We start from the raw sequence: 16,936 nt of genomic DNA on the forward strand, positions 1-16,936 counted from the left end.
GAAACACGGCCTGCGGGTCGTAGCGGTCAGTGACGCCTGCGCCCCGTATGTAGTCCTGAGATCCGGAGCAGAGTCGTGACCCTGAACACCATCGCCTTCGAACTGGTCCCGCCCAATATTGAGCGCGGTCCCCAGTTTGCGGTCGACGAGGCGCACAAGGTGCTGCTCAACGCCGCGGCCGTCGGCCTCGAGGGCCGTATCCGGCACGTGATGATCCCCGGGATGATCGAGGAAGACGGCGACCGGCCTGTCGAGATGAAGCCGAAGATGGACGTCCTGGATTTCTGGCAGTTGATGAAGCCCGAGCTGCCGGGGATGCGCGGGTTGTGCACGCAGGTGACGTCGTTCCTGGACGAGGATGCGCTCGGCAAGCGCCTGAGCGTGCTGCAGGATGCGGACTTCGATGGCATCGCTTTCGTGGGTGTGCCGCGCACCATGAGCGACGGTGACGGTTCGGGTGTGGCCCCGACCGATGCGTTGACGATCTACCGCGATCAGGTGCCCAACCGCGGCGTCATTCTGATTCCGACGCGTGATGGCGAGCGGGGACGTTTCAACTTCAAGATCGAGCAGGGCGCCACCTACGGGATGACCCAGTTGCTGTACTCGGACACGATCGTGGGGTTCTTGAAGGAGTTCGCGGCGAGCACCGAGCACCGGCCGGAGATTCTGCTGTCGTTCGGGTTCGTGCCGAAGATGGAGTCCAAGGTCGGTTTGATCAACTGGCTGATCCAGGATCCGGGCAATCCTCTGGTCGCCGCCGAGCAGGAGTTCGTGACGCGGCTGGCGGGCGAGGAGCCCGCGGCCAAGCGGACGCTGATGCTCGATTTGTACAAGCGGGTTATCGATGGGGTCGGTGAGTTGGGTTTCCCGATCAGCATCCATCTGGAAGCGGCGTATGGGGTGTCCAAGCCGGCGTTTGAGACGTTCGCGGCGATGTTGGACTACTGGGCACCCGACCAGCCCTAGCCTTCTTCGGCAGACCTTTGGCGCTCAGAGGGAGCGGTTCCGGACCAGCGTGAGTTTTCGGCGGTTGATGCGCCACCCTCCGTCGGTGCGGACCAGTTCGTCGTCGTAGAAGCCGGTTGCGTTGACGTCAGATGTCTTGTGTGGCTTGGCGTCCCGGGCAATCAGCAACACGTCGACGTAAGTACGGGCAGTGGCGGTATCGCCATTGATTTCGATGGCGTGATTGCTCAGCCGGTGCAGCGTGTGCTCGAACGGCACGTGCACCTGGATCATGTAATCGGTGACGCCATCGACTCCATGCCACGAGCCGATCTGGCCGTAGTCCAGCACGCAGTCAGCGGTGAACACCGAGCGAAACAGTGGCCAGTCCTGCCGGTCGATGCCGGTGGCGTAACTGGTCAGCAGGTCGATGATGTCTTCGCGGTCGGCCATGGAGTTCTCCATTCGGGTGCGCAACGGGTGGCGACTTTGAGACTACGTAGCTGCGCCCATGCCTCCGGACGAACGGACAGCATCGGCGGGCGTCATACCGCTTGGCATTGAGGGAGTCCTCGGTTCCGCACGATGTGCGGTGTCGCGCGCCCCGCTGGCCGGATCCGGGCGGGCCGCCGGGCTTTCGGCACGATTCGTCGATGACTGTGGAGTACCGCCGGCGGTCTGCTGCGCGCTGATCGACGTCGCCGGTTGCGACCGCGGTATGGCGCCGGGCGCCATCCGCTGAGCGGGGCTCACCGGAGCGGTAGAGATGCGGCCGTCATTGTTCTGCGCGCTGAGTGAACTGGTCGGCTCGGGGCGGTCGATCACGGGGCCGGGATGGGGCCCCTTCGCGCCGGCGGGCGCCGCGAATGCGATCGACAATGCCGAGACTCCAATGGCGCCCGCTGTCACGAGGCGAACGATGGAACGACGGAGCTCAGTGCCGCTGTGCTGGTTGTGGGTGGTGTTCATGGTGTCGCCTTCCTAGATAGTTGCTTGAACAAGTATCTAGTGACAGCTATTCCACCTGGGGTTACCGCGCGAGGTGGAGGGGTTATGCTGGTTGGACAACTAATGAAAACTGGGGGTGCGTTGATGGCAACGAAGAGCGTTGAAGGCCAGGAGACGTGTGAGGCGCTGGCATCGCCGACGGCGGCCCGCAGTGGCCCCGTCAGTCATGCGGTCTTCCAGCTCACGCGGCTGACCCGAACGATCGTCGCGACGCTACTGCGACCACTCGGTCTGTATCCGGGCCAGGAGCTGGTGATGATGTACCTGTGGGACCGCGGCCCGCTGCGGCAGACGGATCTGGTGCGCCTCACCAGCTCCGACGCCCCCACGATGACGCGCATGATCCAGCGCCTGGAGCACGCCGGGTTCGTGCGTCGGTTCCCGAGTCCCGAGGACAAGCGTGCCCACCTGGTGGAAGCAACGCCCGCGAGCCGCGGATTGCAGCAACAGATCGAAGACGTGTGGAGGCAGCTCGAGGAGATGACCGTCGGCGGTCTGAACGATCAGGAGCGGGACACGGTCCTGCGCGTCGTCGAAGGTTTGGGGCATCGGCTCGCCGGTGCCGCGATGGGCTCCGGCCGCGATCTGCTCACCCCGTGATGTCGGAGTGTGTTGCTGGTTGCTGAAACTCGTTCAGCCCCAGCCTAGTTGGCTGTCTGGTCGGTCTTCGCGGTGGTGTTGCGGACCATCACGTAGGAAGACGTGAGCGCGGCGAGTTCGTCGAGGAATTCGTCGTGGTCGATCGCCGGACGGTCGAGCACATATCGGATGGTCAGATGCTCAACAGCACGGACGGCGATCCAGACCCGGGTGTCGGCGTGGCGAGTGGGCTCTGGGCGCATCCGCAGGTGGGCGATCGCGAGCTCACCGACGCGCTGTTCGAAATCGGCGATCTTGCTACCCAGGCCGAGTCGGGGAGTGTGTTCGATGAGCGCTCGGAGCATCTCGGGTTGATCCATCATCGCGTCGAGCAGGATCGCGATGACTTCGCGCAGGGAGCCGATGTCTTCGGGTTGACCGACCTGCTCCACGAGGCGCGTGGTCACCGTGCGCAGGACCTGGTCGGTGTAGTCATCGATGATCGCCGCGACGATGGTGTCCTTGTTGGGAAAGTACTGGTAGAGGGACCCCGGACTGATACCGGCGACCTCCGCGATCCGATTCGTCGTGGTGCCGTCGTAGCCGCGCTCGATCAGCACTTCTCGGCCGGCGACGAGGATGCGTTCAACCATCAAACGCGAGCGTTCCTGTCGCGGTGTGCGTCGCGGAACGCCCGAGGTGCTGCTCATTGGGCTGTCACGAAACGAATTGTATGCGAGTAAATGCTCGTGTCAGCATTTGAACATGGCCTCATCGACTCAAGAACAACGTCGTTCTATTCCTGGTCGGCACCCTGACCAGCCCCGCGATGTCCCGGCGCTCGTGCGGGCTTTCGCGCTGCTGCTGGGTATTGGCAACCCCAACGCGGAGGAGTGGGAGCGGCTCGGGCAGCGGCTCACGGTCGGCGACGAGCCGGCGGATCATCTTGTCGATTGGATGGTGACCACTGGGACGCAGCAAGCCCGGACCCTGTTTGACCTGGCCCTGGCTGAGGGCATCGCCAACGTGCATGACGCGCCGGAACCGTTGCGGGAGTTCTTCACTCAGATCGAAGACACACCGGACTGGGTGGACCAGGACAAACTGCGTGTCGGTGCGCGGACCTTGCGTCGAGCCGGAGCTGATGGGATGTACATCGCGCGTGATGTGTCCCTGCTGGGCGGCTATCAGTTCTCCGGCTTCAACAAGACGCTGCTGCGCACGGGTGCGCTGGAGAAAGGGTCCAACAAGCGTTTTGCCGAGACCATGCAGTGGGCGCTGGATGTCGTCGCCGAAGATGGCCTGGAACTGCTCGGGGTTGGTTACCGGTCCACGGTCCGGGTGCGATTGATCCACGGGTTCGTGCGCCGCCACGTCGCGGCGATGCCGGACTGGCAGGCCGATGAATGGGGTGTGCCGGTCAACCAGACCGATATGGCCGCCACCCTTATCGGCGCACTTATTGCTCCGCCTGCCGCGGCGATCGGCATGGGATTTGTGTTCTCGCCAGCTGAACTCGACGGTCTCGCGCACCTGACCCGGTATGTCGGCTGGTTGATCGGTGTGCAGGACGAGTGGCTGCCCCGCAGTTTCCGTGACGGTATTCGAATTCTGTATCACACGCTCACCGCATTGGCCGAGCCCGATGAATCAACGAAGCAGTTGGCGATGCCGATGGCTGAGGATCCGCTGGCCTGGAACTACCGCGTCCTACCTGGCCTGCGTCGCCGCATCGCACAGGTCCAGCATCTGTCGGTCACCAGTGCCTTCCTGGGGCCACACGCGATGCGGAACCTGGGCCTGACTTACGTGCTGCCGTGGTATCCGATAATGCGCATTCCGGTAAACCTGGCTCTCAGTGTGGCCGCCCTGACTCTGCCGGGCGGAATGGCCCGCGCCGACATGCGTGGGCAACGCGAGCAAGAAGCGTTGCTACGCACCATGATCGGCGACAGTGCGGCAACGATCGGAGAATCCGCCGCGCACGTCAGCCGTGTTGCATGACAGCGGACGTCGGGGTGAATTCGAAAGTCGGCAAGGTCCGCGAACTCTGAAGCCAACCGACCGTGCTGCAGGTCACCACCTATCCTGGGACCGGTGTCCGACCTTCAGCTGCGCGATCTGCGTGACCGTCTCGATGGTCTGACCATCCGCGATGCCGCGCGGCTGGATCGTCGGCTGAAGAATCTGCGGGGTGACAATCCCCAGAAGATCGCCGAACAAATCGCGGCGGCGGAAGGCGTGATCGCCAGCCGCCTTGCGGCGGTACCTGCCATCACCTACCCCGATCTGCCGGTCAGCGACCGTCGGGCCGAGATCGCCAAGGCCATCACCGACAACCAGGTGGTGATCGTCGCCGGCGAGACCGGGTCGGGTAAGACGACACAGCTGCCCAAGATCTGCCTGGAGCTCGGCCGCGGCATCCGCGGCACCATCGGGCACACCCAGCCGCGCCGATTGGCGGCCCGCACCGTGGCACAGCGGATCGCCGACGAGACCGGCACCGCGTTGGGCGGTGCCATCGGCTACACGGTGCGCTTCACCGACCAGGCCAGCGACTCGACCCTGGTCAAGCTGATGACCGACGGCATTCTGCTCGCCGAGATTCAGAGGGACCGGCGGCTGCTCCGGTACGACACCCTGATCCTCGACGAGGCCCACGAACGCAGCCTCAACATCGACTTCCTGCTCGGATATCTGCGCGAGTTACTGCCGCGGCGCCCCGACCTCAAGGTCATCGTGACATCCGCGACCATCGAGCCGGAGCGGTTCGCCAAGCACTTCGGCGGTGCCCCGATCGTCGAGGTCTCCGGCCGTACCTACCCGGTCGAAATCCGTTACCGCCCTTTGGAAGTTCCCGTCGTTGCCGACGATAGCGACGATCCCGACGATCCGGACCACGAGATCGTGCGTACCGAGACGCGCGACCAGACCGAGGCGATCGTCGACGCGGTGCGCGAACTGGAATCCGAACCGGCCGGTGACGTGCTGGTGTTCCTGTCCGGCGAACGCGAGATCCGGGACACCGCAGAAGCATTGCGCGAGGCGTTCTCCGGCGACGTGTTCCCGACGGAAATCCTGCCGCTGTACGCCCGGCTGCCCACCGCGGACCAGCAGAAGGTGTTCAACGCCAAACCCGGCGGCCCGCGCCGGATTGTGTTGGCCACCAACGTCGCCGAGACATCTCTGACGGTTCCGGGTATCCGGTATGTCATTGACCCGGGCACGGCCCGCATCTCCCGCTACAGCCGGCGCACCAAGGTACAGCGGCTGCCGATCGAACCGATCTCACAGGCCTCGGCCGCCCAGCGGTCCGGCCGGTCCGGCCGCACGGCCCCCGGTGTGTGTATCCGCCTGTACTCGGAGGACGACTTCACATCGCGGCCCCGGTACACCGATCCGGAAATCCTGCGCACCAACCTGGGCGCGGTCATCCTGCAGATGGCGGCCTTGGGGCTGGGCGACATCGAGGCCTTCCCGTTCCTGGACCCGCCGGATGCCCGCAGCATCCGCGACGGCATCCAGCTGCTCCAGGAACTGGGCGCTTTCGATGCCAAGGGTGCCATCACCGACGTCGGACGCCGGCTGGCCCGGCTGCCGTTGGACCCACGGGTCGGCCGGATGATTCTGCAGGCCGACACCGAAGGCTGCGTGCGCGAGGTGCTGATCCTGGCGGCCGCGCTGTCGATTCCCGACCCGCGGGAACGGCCGTCGGACCGGGAAGAAGCGGCCCGGCAGAAGCACGCCCGCTTCGCCGATGAGCATTCGGACTTCGTGTCCTACCTGAACCTGTGGAACTACCTGCGAGAGCAGCGGAACCAGTTGTCCGGCAGCGCTTTCCGCCGGATGTGCCGCGACGAGTTCCTGCACTATCTGCGGATCCGGGAATGGCAGGACTTGGTCGGCCAATTGCGCAGCATCGCCGCGGACCTCGGCATCCGGGAATCCGGCGACGATGCGGACGCGCTGCGCGTCCACACAGCGCTGACCGCCGGTCTGCTGTCGCATGTCGGGCTGCGGGAAGGGGAGACGCGGGATTACCAGGGGGCCCGCAATTCCCGGTTCGTGTTGGCGCCGGGATCGGTGCTGACCAAGAAGCCGCCGCGCTGGATCGTGGTCGCGGATCTGGTGGAGACCAGCCGGCTGTTCGGCCGCATCGCGGCCCGCATCGAACCCGAGACCGTCGAGCGGGTCGCCGGAGATCTGGTGCAGCGCACGTTCAGTGAGCCACATTGGGATGTCCGCCGCGGTGCCGTCATGGCCTTCGAACGGGTGACGCTCTACGGGCTGCCGTTGGTGCCACGCCGTCGAGTCGGGTACGCACAGGTAGACCCGGTGGCCGCGCGTGATCTGTTCATCCGGCACGCGCTGGTCGAAGGGGACTGGCAGACGCGGCACCACTTCTTCCGGGACAACACCCGGCTGCGGGCTGAGCTGGAGGAGCTGGAGGAACGCGCCCGGCGCCGTGATCTGCTGGCGGGCGACGACGAGGTCTACGCCTTCTACGACCAGAGGGTCCCCGAAAGTGTGGTGTCCGCCAAGCATTTCGATGCCTGGTGGAAGAAGCAGCGGCATGTGACGCCGGACCTGCTGACCATGACACGCGCCGACCTGCTGCGTGCGGACACTGATGCCGATCAGCCTGACACCTGGCAGACGGGCGACTTGTCGCTGCCGCTGAGCTACCGGTTCGAGCCGGGGGCTGCTGACGACGGTGTGACGGTGCATGTCCCGGTCGAGGTGCTGGCCAGGCTCGGGGGCGACGGTTTCGCCTGGCAGGTGCCCGCGCTGCGCGAGGAATTGGTGTCGGCGCTGATCAAGTCGCTGCCCAAGGACCTGCGGCGCAACTTCGTGCCGGCACCCGATACCGCACGGGCGGTACTGCCGGACCTGAACCCCGGCGACGGCTCGCTGCTGGAGGAATTGCAGCGTGAATTGCGCAGGCGCAGTGGCATTCTGGTGCCGATCGACGCCTTTGATCTGAGCAAGGTTCCCGACCACCTGCGGGTCACATTCGCTGTCGAGAAGGACGGCGCCGAGGTGGCGCGCGGCAAGGACCTGGGCGCGCTGCACGATCGCCTGGCCGGCTCGGTGCGGCAGGCGGTCGCCGGTGCTGTGGCGGGCGACTTGCAGCGAACCGGCCTGCGGGCCTGGCCCGACGACCTCGATGAGCTGCCCCGCAGCGTCGAGAGTTCGGCCGGCGGCCACACGGTGCGCGGATTCCCGGCATTCGTGGATACCGGTGCGGCGGTGGACATCCGGGTGTTCCCGACACCGGCCGAACAGGCCGCGGCCATGGGCCCGGGGCTGCGACGGTTACTGCGCCTGGCCGCGCCATCTCCGGTGAAGGCAGCCGAACGGGGGTTGAATCCCCGAGCGCGACTGGCACTTTCGAGTAACCCCGATGGGAGTCTGGCGGCGCTGCTGGAGGATTGCGCTGATGCCGCGGTGCGGGTGTTGGCGTCCAAGCTGGTCTGGACCGCCACCGACTTCGGAGCGTTGCGGGACGCCGTCGCTGCCAAGTTGGTCCCGACGACGCTTGACGTCGTCGGCCGCGTCGAACGGGTCCTGACCGCGGCGCATGCGGCACAGGTTGCATTGCCCGACAAGCCGTCTGCGGTGCAGGCCGATGCGATTGCCGATGTGCGCGCCCAACTGGCGCGACTGCTGCCGGTCGGCTTCGTCGCGGCCACCGGCGTCACGCATCTGGCTGACCTGACCCGGTACCTGACCGCGGTCGGCCGGCGGCTGGAGCGGTTGCCCCAGGCCCCGGCCGCGGACCGCGAACGGATGGATCGGATTCATGCCGTCGAAGACGCGTACGACGAACTGCGGCAGGCGCTTTCGCCATTGCGCTGTCAAGGCGAGGACGTCCGCGACATCGCCCGGCAGATCGAGGAGCTGCGTGTCAGCCTGTGGGCCCAGCAGTTGGGGACCCCGCGGCCGGTCAGCGAGCAACGGATCTACCGGGCGATCGACGCCGTCGTCCCGTGATTTGTGCACGATTTTCCGCGGTCGGCGCGGAAGATCGTGCACAAATCGCTCAGGAAGGCGAGGTCGGGGCGTCTGCGATCTTGACCAGCTGCACCTCGGGCCGGTCCGGCACCTGGTCGGTCAGGAACCACCGGAATGCCAGAATGCCCTGCGGATAGTCCAGTGTGGTCAATGAATTCGGGTGCGCGGTGGTACCGCCGGACAGGACTACCGTCACCGTGCCGTCCGAGTTGGGCACCGCGCTGTACCCGTTGACCGAACTGCGGGCGTCACGGACACCAGGGTTGGCCATGAACTGGTTCCACACCACCAGGTTCCAGAACCGGCACGCCGGTGGTCGATGGGTGATGACGAGTGCTTCGTCCTCGGCCAGCACGAAGCTGCCGTAGGAATAGCAGGCATCGCGCGCCGACCAGCCGAAGTTGGCGTCCGGCACTTGGTAGGGCGCGGCGAATTCGTTGGCCAAGTGGGCGACGGAGTGGCCCAGGGAGCTTTCGTCGGGCCGGGTGCCCACCGGCATCGGCATGATCGCGAACAGTGTTCGGAGCCAGGTGGCGCTGGCCCGTAGCGCGGCCGCCGTGGCAATATCGTTGTGCTGCAATGGCTCAGGCGCGTCGAGTGCCTCGATGTGCCAGGTGGCAGCTCGGCCGGTGTCGGGGTCTGCTTGATAGTCGCGGGTGAAGAAGACCGCGGCGTCGGGCAACGGGCCGATCTCGAAGGAGAAGTTGCCCTCGTCGTCGAAATCCATGTCGTCGTCCCGGATTATCGCCACCACACGGTTGGACCAGGCGCCAGGGGAGGGTTCGTTGTATGCGGTCAGCGACAGATAGACGCTGTCACCCTTGTTGCCAGTGATCCGGTAGCGGCCTTGCGGGTCGACCGGGCACATGTAGTAGTGGGCATCGGTGTTGTCGCCGCCCCAGCGACGGTCATGCCGGGTCGGGGAGTTGACCACAATGAACTGGGGTCGGCCGGGCTCGGGATACAGGTAGCAGTCGAGCGCCACTCCGAGTCCGGTTGCGAGCATCCGGTAGCCGTCGGCCACCTGTCGGTCATCTGTGACTGCACGATCTCCTTCCAGGAACGAGCGGTCCAGGCTGCGCAGGGTGTCCAGTAGCTCCCGCCATGCAGCGGCCGATTCGTGGTCAGAGATGATCTCGGATTCGCTCATTTACCAATGCCTTTCAGAATCAATGTGGTGTTTCGGTCGATCCAGTCGTCATCGGGGGCAGCGCTCCGCGTGAGTGCGGCGAGCAGTGCGATGCCGGTGATGACCTCGGTCAGGTCAGCGGCGGTCACGTCGGCGCGGAGCTCGCCGCGCTGTGCGGCGGCGTCGAGGCGGGCGTGCAGTTCGGGTCCCAATGCATCGGCGAACCGGTCCAGCAGAGCGCTGTGCAGGGTGGCGTCGGCGGTCATTTCGCCGAGTAGTCCGGGTAGGGCGGCTCGGGCTGCGGGAGTGCTGAGCACTGTCACGGTGCCGCGGACCATGGCCCGGACGTCTCCGGCCAGCGACCCGGTGTCGGGCAACTCGGTGGCGATGCCGGCCGGGAACACGGCCTCGTGGACGAGATGTGCCTTGCTGGGCCAGCGCCGGTAGATCGCCGGCTTGCTGGTGCCGGCCTGCTTGGCGATGGCGTCCACCGACAGCGCGGCATAGCCCACTGCGCCGAGCAACTGTGCCGTGGCGGTGAGCACCGCGTTGTCGATGCGTGAATCACGGGGACGGCCAAGTTCTTTCATCATTACGAAACTCATAGTAACATAAGTCATGTGACTGACACCACAGATGTTGTCCGGCTCGATGACCTGGCCGAACCCACTTTCACGGCCGAGGCGCAGCAGTTCCGGGACATGATGACGATGATGGCGGCCGACTGTCCGCTCGACGCGGCCGCGCTGCACGCCAAGGCACGTGCCGACACCGGCCTCGATGATTTCGGCCCAACCGACTATCGGGAACGGTTGGACGTGCTGCTCGGCGCGCTGCGGGAGATCGACGACTTCAACGGGCCAGGCGTCGTGAACTTCTACGGCCAGCTGCTGCAGCTGTTGAAGAACAGGCTGCTGCTGACCGATTTGTTGAAGCGGCGCCCCGAGATTCACGATATCGAGCTGCTGCCTCCGGTGGCGATCGTCGGGCTGCCCCGCACCGGCACCACTCATCTGCACAACCTGCTGGCGGCGGCCGGGACGTTCCGCACGCTGCCGTATTGGGAAGCGGCCGAGCCGTTTCCGCTACCGGCGGAAACCGGGATCGAGCCCGATCCGCGGATAGCCCGGATGGATGTCGCGGTGAACGTGATGAACATCGTCATGCCGCATTTCGCGTTGATGCACGAGATGACCACCGAGCACGTCCACGAAGAGATTCAGCTGCTGGCCAACGACTTTTCCACGATGTACTTCGAGACGCTGGCGGACATTCCCGCGTGGCGTGACTACTACGAGTCGCACGACCAGGCGCCGCACTACCGGCACATGGTGACCCAACTCAAGGCTTTGCAGTATTTGCGCGGGGGCCGGCGCTGGCTGCTCAAGTCGCCGCAGCACCTCGAGCAACTGCCGGTGCTCAATGCCGCGTTGCCCGGCGTGGTCGGGGTGTTCACGCATCGCGACCCGATTCCGGTGGTGCTGTCGATGATCGCGATGATCACCTACTCGGCGCGCATGCACCGTAGCCGCGTGCCGGTCGAGCACATCGCGGCGTACTGGGTGGAGCGGCTGGAACACATGCTCGCCGGGCTGGTCCGCGACCGCGAGATCATCGGTCGCGATCGTTCCATCGATATCCGTTTCAACGATTTCATGGCGGACGACCTCGGCACTGCGGAAAGCGTGTTCGCCGTTGCGGAGGAACAACTTTCGGAAGTTGAACGCAACAAGATGACGGATTACCTAGCCGGTCACCAGCGCGGCCGGCTGGGCCGGGTCGAGACGTCCTGCGAGATGTTCGGGCTCGATCCGGACGATCTGAAGGCCCGCTTCGCGCCCTACACCCAGCGGTTCCTCAGCTAGGGCTGCTCCATGGTTGCCGGGTCGGCCAGGGGCACCACCAGGTGCGATGCGTGGACGCCGCCTTGCGAAATCCGGTACACCCCACCGGCCAGTGCTGCCCGCTGCGGGCGGGTCGGCACGAGATGTGGGAAGTCGTAGGTGGTGACGGTCAACCGCAACCGGTGGCCCGGGGCGAGTATCGCTGCGGTGGGGAAGATTTCGATGTCGTAGCGGGTCAGCTTGCCGGGCACGACGGGCTCTACCGCCGACTTGGTGCTGATGTGGTGCGGCCGCAGCGCGGTGCCGTCGGGCAGGAACCAACTGGTGTCGGGGTCGAGGGCGCGGTGCGAACCGAGGAGTGCCCCTTGCGTCAGCGGCCGGCTGACGCCATCAGGGGAGAGGTCGTCGAGGTGGGCCACCCAGAGGGTTTCGGTGCGATCTGCAGTGGCGAAGATCGTCAGCCCGACCGGACCGGCCAGCAGTTGTTCGGTGTCGAACGCCTCACTCGTGTACGTCAGGGCCTGGCGCTGCAACCGGCTGTTGTCCTGGTCGTAGCGGACGCTCCGGCCCGTCTGCGAGACCATGAAACTGCCCATGCCGAGGCTCCACTGCTCCAGGCTGCGCCCGGAAACCGGTCCGCGAGAGAGGTATTGCAGCGTGGCGGTCGACTCGTCGGTCGACGGCGTGGCATGCAGGCCGCCGCCCAGACCGAGGTAAAGCCGGGTCGGCTTTGCTTCCGGGAACGGATAGGCCTTGGTGTGGAACCACTTTGAACTACCGATGGCCCGGAACCGCACGGGCTGGCCGGCGACGGCCGCGGTGTCGTCGTCTTTGAGCCAATATTCGAACCAGCGCAGCTGCAAGGCCTGCAGATGCTGCCCGTCCAAGTCTGAGACGTGGTACCACGGGCCGGCCATCAGCTGGAACTTGTCGGAGACGGGCTGGTCGGCAGTCATGGCAGCGTCGGCGGGACGGCCGGCGAAGGTGTTCTGCAGTGCGGCGTAGTTCAGCGGCGCACCGCGTTGGAACGCGTCGTGCCACCCGCCCACCAGAAAGACCGCGACACCGTTCTCGGCGATCTTCGGTACCACATCCGCCGGGCGCATGGTGTCCCAGAAGGCTCCGTCGAATGCGGTGTCGCCGCCGGCGATCGCGTCCTTGATCAAGTTCTTGAAGTAGCCGCGCTGGTCGCGGCCGCGCTGCCGTACGGCGGAAATGCCGCCGGCCCTGGGCCTTTCGTGCCCACCGCGGTGCGCGAACTCCAGCGCGGGGTTGACCACGTTCAGCAGCGAGTAGGTGGCGCCGTAGGCGCGGACCGTACGCATGTGCGGGACGCCGCCCATGGTGACGGCGTCGCGATAGAAGTCGTTGGCGGCCATCGACGGGAAGATCGCCTTGAGCGGCGACCCAGGGCCCACGGCAGCCGCCGTCATCAGCTGGTTGATGGCCAGATAGGAGATACCGAACATGCCGACCCGGCCATTCGAATTGGGCAGCGACGCAGCCCAATTGACCAGATCGACGCCGTCCTGGACCTGCTCGGGTCCCAGCATCTCGAAGGAGCCGCCCGACACACCGGTGCCCCGCACGTCGGCCATCACCTCGATGTAGCCACGGCGAATCAGATACGGTGTTGCGCCGCCGCCGATCTGGGCAGCCGGAGGGGGCGCCTTCTTGCCGTACGGCGTCATCGACAGCAGTACCGGGAATGGGCCGGAAGCGGGTTCGCCCGTCCCCGGATCGGTCGGATAGTGGATATCCACCCGCAGCAAGATGCCGTCGCTCATCGGCACCGCCACGTTGTGGTGGATACCGACGCCGTACTGCGCCGGCGGGGCTTCCCACGATGGCAGTAGCGGCGATGGGCTGGTCTTGCGTGTGCGGGTTGCGGCCCAACCGGCTATGGCCTTGATACGTGCGCCCACGCCTGCTGTCTCGACATTCGTCTCCACGCCTCGACCGTACGCCGAACCCGAAAGAAGTTATGGCTTCGTGACGGAACCGTGTCTGGGCGCTCGGGGGCGTTCCCAGGGTCGGTCCGTAGCATCCAGTCAGTGACCAGTAGTCCGTGTGAAAGAGACGACGAGGCCAAGGGCGTCGGCTGCATCTCGCGCCGGCGCATGCTGAGAATGGCTGCGGCGGCGCCGGTTCTGGTCGGCATGCCTGCCGTGATGTCGTCGCTCGACGCACCGGTGGCGAAGGCACAGGGTCTTGCCGGTGCGATCGTGTTTCTGGACCCGGGACACAACGGGGCCAACGACGCGTCGATTACCAAACAGGTGCCCACCGGACGCGGTGGCACCAAGGATTGCCAGACCACCGGCACCAGCACCAACGCCGGCTTTCCTGAGCACACCTTTACGTGGGACGTAGTGCTGCGCATACGGCAGCAGCTCATCAACGCCGGCGTGCAGGTGGGCCTCTCCAGAGACAACGACAATGCCCTGGCTGCGTGTGTGGACCAGCGGGCCGCGATGGCGAATGCCCTGCGGCCGAATGCCGTCGTGTCGATCCACGCTGACGGTGGTCCCCCCGGCGGCCATGGTTTCCATGTCAACTACTCGGCGCCGCCACTCAACCAGGTGCAGGCGGGGCCGTCGGTCCGATTCGCCCAGATCATGCGCGATCAGTTGGTGGCCGGCGGGCTGACGCCGTCGACCTATATCGGTAGCAATGGTCTGTACGGCCGGTCCGACCTGACCGGCCTGAATCTCGCACAGTACCCATCGATTCTGGTCGAGTGCGGCAACATGAAGAACGCGCAGGATGCGGCGATGCTGAGCTCTGAGCAAGGGCAGCAGGCCATCGCGAACGCGGTGGCTCGAGGCATCGCCGCGTTCATCCAGGCTGGTTAGAGCTCGGCCAGCGCGACCCCGGTGACACCAGGGCCCAGCTGCGCCAGCTCGCGGTCGGTCCCGTCGGCGAGGTTCACCACGCGGATGCCGCCGGTGCGCAGCTCGCTCACGTAGTACGTCGTGTAGTCGAGGGTGGCCAGACCGATCGCCTCGTGATAGCCGCGGGACACGATGTCGTAGCTCCCGACCGCAGGCTGGACCCGGCCGCGGTTGAGCGTGTTGCCGTCCGGTTCGGCGCCGCGGTCTGTCCAGACCAGGTTCCCGGCGCTGTCGAGATCCAGGTCGATAGGCTCGGGCAGGTCCTGCCACAGCAGCTCGATGTCTTGACGGTCGGCGGCCGTCTGCCCGGCCGGAATTTCGCTGCCGCACCGGAAGATTCGGCCCTGACCGGCGTCGGGCGCGCCCTTCTGCGTCCAATAGACCAGGCGGTTGACGGGGTCGACGGCGATACCCACGCAGTGATTGCGCTCATCCTGCGCGTCGGTGCCCGCGACCACCAGCGTCTCCATGCCCGAACCGTCCAGCCGGCAGCGCAGCACCTGCATGCCTTCGCGATCGCACCAGTAGAGCAACCCTGCATCGAAGTCGGCCGTCAGCTGCTTGCCCGTGGTGAACGCACCCCGCGGCACGATGGTCCGCCGGTCCGAACCGTCCAGATTCACGCGCTCGAGGGAACCGTTGCGGGTGAAGAAGGTGGAGAAGGCACCGCGTCCGGACGCCGGGTCGGGAGTGCCCATGTTGGTCCAGTAGATGTGGCCCCGTGCCTGGTCGACGACGATCCCGTCAGGCGTCTCATCGACGTCGGCGACCACCGTCCGGACCCGCGAACCGTCCAGCGACACGGCCTGAATCTCGCGCTTGGCGATGTGCAGCACCAATAGTTCGGTCATGCCCCGGATTATTCAGCGGGGTCGCTAGCGTTGTGTGACCGGAGTATTCATTGGAGGCTGATTGTGCACATTGATCTGACCGGCAAAACCGCGCTGGTAACCGGTTCCACCCAGGGCATCGGGCTGGCCATCGCGGAGGGACTGGGTGCCAGCGGCGCCCGCGTCGCGGTGAACGGTCGCAGCGAGGAACGCGTCCGGGCGGCGGTCGCGGAGCTGGCCGGCAAGGGCCTCACCGATGTCGTCGGTGTCGCCGCGGACGTCACGACCGCCGAGGGCGTAGCTCAACTCACACAACAACTTCCGGGTGTCGACATCCTGGTGAACAACCTCGGCATCTTCGGGTCGACCCCGGCTCAGGAGATCACCGACGACGAGTGGCGGCGATACTTCGAGGTGAACGTGCTGTCCGCGGTCCGGCTCATCCGCACCTACCTACCGGGGATGACGGAACGCGGCTGGGGCCGCATGATCCAGATCGCCAGCGACTCGGCGATCGTCATCCCGGAGGAGATGATCCACTACGGCACGTCGAAGACCGCGCTGCTGGCGGTGACCCGCGGTTTCGCCAAGGACGCGGCAGGCACCGGCGTGACGGTGAACTCGGTGATCGCCGGCCCGACGCACACCGGCGGCGTCGAGGACTTCGTGTACCAGCTGGTCGACAAGAACCTGCCGTGGGACGAGGCGCAGCGTGAGTTCATGATCAAGTACCGGCCGCAGTCGTTGCTGCGCAGGCTGATTGAGCCCGAGGAGATCGCCAACATGGTCGTGTACCTGAGCTCGGAGCAGTCGTCGGCGACCACCGGTGCCGCAGTGCGCGCCGACGGCGGCTACGTCGACTCGATCCTGCCCTGATGCTTGCGGGTGGATGGCGGCATTGGTCAGAGGGCCTGCCAGGTGATCGATCAGTCAACTCATGTCGGTCGGATGACGTAACTTCCTGCGAACAACCTCGCGATTGGTCGTGAGGTCGGTATTCTCTCGCGCTTAGGGCGGAGAGGAAGGCGGGGGAAGTGAGTGAAGTATCGGGAAATACGCCAGCGGGTTGGTACCCGACGCCGGGTGGCGGTCAGAAGTATTGGGACGGCACTCAGTGGTTGGATCTCCCTGACCCGACTGGCTCGAGTTCGAAGTCGCGACTTCCCAGAAAGAATTTGATCATTGCGGGTGTGGCTCTTGCCGTTCTCGCGGTGGGAGGCGGAATCGCATTCTATTGGAAGACTAGCAACGATACGGCGATGCGTAATGCCGAAATGTCTTCTTCTTCACAGGCATCTGCGTCCGCGGCCGCGGTGGCCGCGGACGCTGAAAGAGTACGGAAGGAAGAGAACGATTCGAAACGCGCCGCACGGAAGCTAGCTGTAACTTCGATCGAAGCGGCGATAAAGACGATGGCGCAGAAGCACATTGATCAAGGACTTTTCGATGGTCCCGTCTTGTCCGTTTCCTGTGATCCCGTCAGCGGCGGATCAACCGATGATCTTACGGCGAAAACAACTGTCTTTGAGTGCTTCGCAGCGACAAAGGATAATGGCGATGGCACGCTGAGTGGACGCAAATACCACGCCACGATGAACTGGGACACCGAGAACTACACATATGGTCTTGGGGCGCCGGGGTAGTCGAGTCGTTCGTAGTACGCACAGCCAGCTCGACCGGAATGCGTTT

Annotated in this window: 15 protein-coding genes; 9 read left to right on the top strand and 6 right to left on the bottom strand. The window is 65.4% G+C overall.

Translation table 11 applies throughout. The features are described 5' to 3' along the window. Nucleotides 1-75: 75 nt before the first annotated feature. Nucleotides 76-969 carry a mycobacterial-type methylenetetrahydrofolate reductase gene (locus tag ACNO8X_RS04020; protein WP_418004254.1) on the top strand — a complete coding sequence of 298 codons (894 nt, stop codon included), beginning with the start codon at nt 76-78 and terminating at the stop codon, nt 967-969. A gap of 24 nt (nt 970-993) precedes the next feature. Here ACNO8X_RS04020 and ACNO8X_RS04025 read toward each other — a convergent pair whose 3' ends face one another. Next, nucleotides 994-1,401, bottom strand: coding sequence for a nuclear transport factor 2 family protein (locus ACNO8X_RS04025; RefSeq protein WP_418004255.1), 408 nt, complete (start codon nt 1,399-1,401; stop codon nt 994-996). A gap of 139 nt (nt 1,402-1,540) precedes the next feature. Here ACNO8X_RS04025 and ACNO8X_RS04030 point away from each other — a divergent pair, with 139 nt between their 5' ends. Together ACNO8X_RS04030 and ACNO8X_RS04035 are read left to right on the top strand one after the other, a co-directional pair. Further along, on the top strand, nt 1,541-1,690 hold the full coding sequence (locus tag ACNO8X_RS04030; protein ID WP_418004256.1) for a hypothetical protein: 150 nt from the start codon (nt 1,541-1,543) through the stop codon (nt 1,688-1,690). A gap of 350 nt (nt 1,691-2,040) precedes the next feature. Then, entirely contained in the window at nt 2,041-2,556 is a 516-nt protein-coding gene (locus ACNO8X_RS04035) for a MarR family winged helix-turn-helix transcriptional regulator (RefSeq protein WP_418004257.1), read from the top strand. 44 nt (nt 2,557-2,600) lie between these two features. On the opposite strand, the gene ACNO8X_RS04040 is transcribed toward ACNO8X_RS04035, so the two are convergent. Further along, the gene (locus tag ACNO8X_RS04040; RefSeq protein ID WP_418004258.1) at nt 2,601-3,188 is read right to left on the bottom strand and encodes a TetR/AcrR family transcriptional regulator; all 588 of its coding nucleotides are present in this window, start codon (nt 3,186-3,188) and stop codon (nt 2,601-2,603) included. 112 nt (nt 3,189-3,300) lie between these two features. On the opposite strand from ACNO8X_RS04040, the gene ACNO8X_RS04045 reads away from it, so the two are divergent. Together ACNO8X_RS04045 and hrpA are read left to right on the top strand one after the other, a co-directional pair. Then, nucleotides 3,301-4,539: an oxygenase MpaB family protein gene (locus tag ACNO8X_RS04045; protein WP_418004259.1), complete on the top strand. Its 1,239-nt coding sequence runs from the start codon at nt 3,301-3,303 to the stop codon at nt 4,537-4,539. Between the two features lie 93 nt (nt 4,540-4,632). Further along, entirely contained in the window at nt 4,633-8,529 is a 3,897-nt protein-coding gene (gene hrpA, locus ACNO8X_RS04050; protein WP_418004260.1) for an ATP-dependent RNA helicase HrpA, read from the top strand. Between the two features lie 49 nt (nt 8,530-8,578). Here the strand turns inward: hrpA and ACNO8X_RS04055 are convergent, their stop codons facing one another. Further along, nucleotides 8,579-9,700, bottom strand: a complete 1,122-nt coding sequence (locus ACNO8X_RS04055; RefSeq protein ID WP_418004261.1) for a DUF1214 domain-containing protein — start codon at nt 9,698-9,700, stop codon at nt 8,579-8,581. After that, nucleotides 9,697-10,272, bottom strand: coding sequence for a TetR/AcrR family transcriptional regulator (locus ACNO8X_RS04060; RefSeq protein WP_418004262.1), 576 nt, complete (start codon nt 10,270-10,272; stop codon nt 9,697-9,699). Before ACNO8X_RS04060 ends, ACNO8X_RS04055 begins: the two co-directional genes overlap by 4 nt. Nucleotides 10,273-10,380: 108 nt before the next feature. Here ACNO8X_RS04060 and ACNO8X_RS04065 point away from each other — a divergent pair, with 108 nt between their 5' ends. Next, nucleotides 10,381-11,544 (top strand): sulfotransferase family protein, encoded by a 1,164-nt coding sequence (locus ACNO8X_RS04065; protein ID WP_418005770.1) that lies wholly within the window; start codon nt 10,381-10,383, stop codon nt 11,542-11,544. Here ACNO8X_RS04065 and ACNO8X_RS04070 read toward each other — a convergent pair. Beyond that, complete coding sequence (locus ACNO8X_RS04070; protein ID WP_418005771.1) at nt 11,541-13,310, bottom strand: CocE/NonD family hydrolase; 1,770 nt, start codon at nt 13,308-13,310, stop codon at nt 11,541-11,543. The genes ACNO8X_RS04065 and ACNO8X_RS04070 overlap by 4 nt on opposite strands. A gap of 333 nt (nt 13,311-13,643) precedes the next feature. Between ACNO8X_RS04070 and ACNO8X_RS04075 the strand changes: the two genes are divergently transcribed. Further along, the gene (locus ACNO8X_RS04075; RefSeq protein ID WP_418005772.1) at nt 13,644-14,378 is read left to right on the top strand and encodes an Rv3717 family N-acetylmuramoyl-L-alanine amidase; all 735 of its coding nucleotides are present in this window, start codon (nt 13,644-13,646) and stop codon (nt 14,376-14,378) included. Here ACNO8X_RS04075 and ACNO8X_RS04080 read toward each other — a convergent pair. Further along, complete coding sequence (locus tag ACNO8X_RS04080; protein WP_418004263.1) at nt 14,375-15,268, bottom strand: hypothetical protein; 894 nt, start codon at nt 15,266-15,268, stop codon at nt 14,375-14,377. The genes ACNO8X_RS04075 and ACNO8X_RS04080 overlap by 4 nt on opposite strands. A gap of 63 nt (nt 15,269-15,331) precedes the next feature. On the opposite strand from ACNO8X_RS04080, the gene ACNO8X_RS04085 reads away from it, so the two are divergent. Continuing rightward, complete coding sequence (locus ACNO8X_RS04085) at nt 15,332-16,123, top strand: SDR family NAD(P)-dependent oxidoreductase (protein WP_418004264.1); 792 nt, start codon at nt 15,332-15,334, stop codon at nt 16,121-16,123. Between the two features lie 158 nt (nt 16,124-16,281). Continuing rightward, nucleotides 16,282-16,890, top strand: a complete 609-nt coding sequence (locus tag ACNO8X_RS04090; RefSeq protein WP_418004265.1) for a DUF2510 domain-containing protein — start codon at nt 16,282-16,284, stop codon at nt 16,888-16,890. Nucleotides 16,891-16,936 lie beyond the last annotated feature (46 nt).

Source organism: Mycobacterium sp. PDNC021 (assembly GCF_048282635.1).
GTDB classification, from domain to species: Bacteria; Actinomycetota; Actinomycetes; order Mycobacteriales; family Mycobacteriaceae; genus Mycobacterium; species Mycobacterium llatzerense.

Bases quoted from the DNA above. Each gene is read 5' to 3' on its own strand.
- ACNO8X_RS04025 (WP_418004255.1), bottom strand. From the start codon at position 1,401: ATGGCCGACCGCGAAGACATCATCGACCTGCTGACCAGTTACGCCACC.
- ACNO8X_RS04035 (WP_418004257.1), top strand. From the start codon at position 2,041: ATGGCAACGAAGAGCGTTGAAGGCCAGGAGACGTGTGAGGCGCTGGCA.
- ACNO8X_RS04040 (WP_418004258.1), bottom strand. From the start codon at position 3,188: ATGGTTGAACGCATCCTCGTCGCCGGCCGAGAAGTGCTGATCGAGCGC.
- ACNO8X_RS04045 (WP_418004259.1), top strand. From the start codon at position 3,301: ATGGCCTCATCGACTCAAGAACAACGTCGTTCTATTCCTGGTCGGCAC.
- ACNO8X_RS04055 (WP_418004261.1), bottom strand. From the start codon at position 9,700: ATGAGCGAATCCGAGATCATCTCTGACCACGAATCGGCCGCTGCATGG.
- ACNO8X_RS04060 (WP_418004262.1), bottom strand. From the start codon at position 10,272: ATGATGAAAGAACTTGGCCGTCCCCGTGATTCACGCATCGACAACGCG.
- ACNO8X_RS04065 (WP_418005770.1), top strand. From the start codon at position 10,381: ATGATGACGATGATGGCGGCCGACTGTCCGCTCGACGCGGCCGCGCTG.
- ACNO8X_RS04070 (WP_418005771.1), bottom strand. From the start codon at position 13,310: ATGAGCGACGGCATCTTGCTGCGGGTGGATATCCACTATCCGACCGAT.
- ACNO8X_RS04075 (WP_418005772.1), top strand. From the start codon at position 13,644: ATGCTGAGAATGGCTGCGGCGGCGCCGGTTCTGGTCGGCATGCCTGCC.
- ACNO8X_RS04080 (WP_418004263.1), bottom strand. From the start codon at position 15,268: ATGACCGAACTATTGGTGCTGCACATCGCCAAGCGCGAGATTCAGGCC.